The sequence below is a fragment of the Rivularia sp. UHCC 0363 genome (assembly GCF_034931125.1).
Classification (GTDB): Bacteria; Cyanobacteriota; Cyanobacteriia; order Cyanobacteriales; family Nostocaceae; genus Rivularia.
The window spans coordinates 56908-59782 of the sequence record NZ_JAYGHM010000012.1 but is presented as its reverse complement, the minus strand read 5'-3'; the positions used below and the strand labels follow the sequence as shown (position 1 = coordinate 59782).

3 protein-coding genes are annotated in these 2875 nt (G+C 36.4%); 1 reads left to right on the top strand and 2 read right to left on the bottom strand.

Annotated features, from left to right (window positions below; all coding sequences use genetic code 11):
- The coding region (locus VB797_RS09360; RefSeq protein WP_323237400.1) for a hypothetical protein at positions 1-370 on the bottom strand (370 nt) is incomplete at its 3' end.
- A gap of 191 nt (positions 371-561) precedes the next feature.
- Complete coding sequence (locus tag VB797_RS09355) at positions 562-2031, bottom strand: site-2 protease family protein (protein WP_323237399.1); 1470 nt, start codon at positions 2029-2031, stop codon at positions 562-564.
- A gap of 134 nt (positions 2032-2165) precedes the next feature.
- On the opposite strand from VB797_RS09355, the gene VB797_RS09350 reads away from it, so the two are divergent.
- Complete coding sequence (locus VB797_RS09350; protein ID WP_323237398.1) at positions 2166-2852, top strand: MBL fold metallo-hydrolase; 687 nt, start codon at positions 2166-2168, stop codon at positions 2850-2852.
- Positions 2853-2875: the final 23 nt, after the last annotated feature.

The following is a 2875-nucleotide window of genomic DNA, read 5'->3' as shown; positions in this document are numbered from 1 at the left end:
ATTTCTGTGTCAGAGCTTGTAAGCTTTCTTGCTGCTGATTATTATTACTTGCTAAAGCTTGAGTAAAACTTTCTTGAGTTTGAGTATTGGCTTGATCTAATTGAGTAAAATTGCTTAATAAAACAGCCGTAGTTTTAGTTAAATTTTCAATTTGGCTTTTTAAAGATTGGGAAGACTCGGTTTGAGTTTTATTACTGTCAGCAACTATCTGAGCTAACTGCTTATTTAATTCACTTGTATCTTCTACAAGCTTTAATAACTTTTCTTGTTCAACTTTACTCGCATTCAAGCTACTTTTGATTTGCAAAACCAATATAGTGACTATTCCAACGAAAAATACTGATACTGCGGAGAGAATTTGCAACGTCATCCTTGTTTTTATCCTTAGCGTAAATATAGTTAATGATTCATCCTATCTTGAGTATTAACGAACTATAGAATGATTCATCATCATATAGTAAGTAAAGCTATTTTGTAGAGCAAAAACTTTACTATTTAACAAATGTGAATATATTTTAAGCAGAGAAGATAATCTTTACTCGTACCACATTCATGCATTATTTAAATATTTAATAAACGAGCAAGTGTCTGCGGTAATGGCAGTACAATCAAAATTAACAGTGCAATTGCTACAAGTCCAAAAATATCTCGCTTATTATCTAGTTCAGTTACATCATTTAAAGCCGGTTCATCTGTTAAACGGAGAAATATCAAATAAATAGCCCATAATAAATATTCTGACTGAATTAAAGAAAGTAACAACAACATTAAACGGGCAATTTGTCCAATCACCATTGCTGTTTTCTGTCCAAACATTGCATGGACAATATGTCCACCGTCAAGTTGTCCTACAGGTATCAAGTTTAGTGCGGTGACAATTATTCCTAAGAAACCAGCTACCGCAACTGGATGCAAGTCTATTGCCATATTAGACGTTAACTGAGCGCCTAATGTCAATTTCGAGAGTAGCGCGATTAATATCGAATTCCTGGGATTCAAAGCATCAGTATTTAACATTTGTGCTTCATTATTTATCGGAACTAGCTCCGAGTTAGTTAAACCCCATATTAATAAAGGTAAACTTGCTAAAAACCCGGCTATTGGTCCAGCAATACTAACGTCAAATAAAGCTTTACGATTGGGTACAGGACTACGCATTTGAATAAACGCACCGAAAGTTCCCAAGAATAAAGGCATGGGAATAAAATAAGGCAGTGTAGTGCGAATTTTGTAAAATCGTGCAGTTAAATAATGACCCATTTCGTGTATGCCTAAAATAGTCATTAACGATAAGGCATAAGGTAGTCCTTGCAATATCAAACTGGGATTATATCGTATTGCTGTAGCTTCAATACCAGCAATTCTAGTTCCCACAAAAGTAGTAGTCATCAAAGTCGCAACTAACAACAATAGAGCTAATCCCGGTCGAGTTAACTTTTCCGGTTTTGCAGAAGCTTTTTTGTGCTGATGATTGGGAACTAGCAAAAATATTGGTTTGTCTTTGTCTTTCAAACCTTCTTGAAAAATTAAAATAAAGCGATCGCCAAATTCTGCTTCAATATTTTCCTTTACCCGTTGGTAAGCGTTAGTTGCTGAAGTTTTTAACTGACCTCGACAAATCACGGCTTGGGGACGGTATTCAATATTTTGAATATAGTATACAGACCAAGGAAAACACGAACGTAATTGACTTTCTTCCGTTGGCTCAATAGGACGCACTGGTACTGATTCTACGGTAGGATGTATAGCCGACTGTGTTTCTAGTGCTTGGGATTGATTTTTCGCATCCAAGGAGCTACGCCCCCATTCAAACAATATACAGTATAACAAAAAACACACCGCTAATGACCAAAAAACTAACGCCGATGGTACCTTAGTTTCATATTTTATTGTCCAACCAGTCCATATTATTGGTGGTGCCATCAATACTAACCACAACAGCCAAGATGGAGCTTTCGTTACTTTTGAAACATTTTTCCTGAGTACTATGTAAGTGAATACACTTAAGATAATTAACAGCCAAGTTGTCATTTTATTCTCAGTTTTTCTGATAGGAATGTCTTGCGGTTGGATCAAAACTGCATTTTTTTTGTGAAGTTGCGTGTTATCTCAACAAAGCATTAACCTCGTTTTAAACAATTCTTCTCTTTAGGCAGTCTTTTGTTATGCGCCCCTCTCAACAGCCGAATCATCAAACACACAAGCCACCATTGGCAATTTTGAACTCTGTAATTGCATTTCCTCCCAATCGGGACACATTAGGGGGAACCGCTTATTTAATTGTCAGAAATGAAGGCAATATCCTGATTGACTGTCCTGCTTGGGACAAGAATAATCAAGATTTTCTAGAAAGTAATGGTGGTGTACGTTGGTTGTTTATCAGTCATCGCGGTGCTATTGGTAAAAGTGCCGAAATTCAAAAAAATCTTGGTTGTGAAATTTTAATTCAAGAACAAGAAGCTTATTTATTACCTAAATTAAGCGTAACTGCGATAGGTGAAAAACTTACGATTGATTCGACATCGCAAATTATTTGGACACCCGGTCATTCTCCCGGTTCTTCATGTTTTTACTACAATTGTGAAGGAGGAATATTGTTTTCCGGAAGACATTTAGTTCCTAATCGAGAAGGGGAACCAGCCCCATTAAGAACTTCTAAAACCTTTCACTGGCTCCGACAAATCAAAAGCATTAAGTCTTTACTAGATATTTTTACACCCCAAACACTTCAATACATTTGTCCCGGTGCAAATACCGGCTTTCTCCGAGGAAAACGTTCAATCGATAACGCTTACAATCGTTTAGCTAATCTCGATTTGACCGAATTACAGCAAGCGCGATCGCTACTTTAAATCATAAAATATTGAGCATGGGG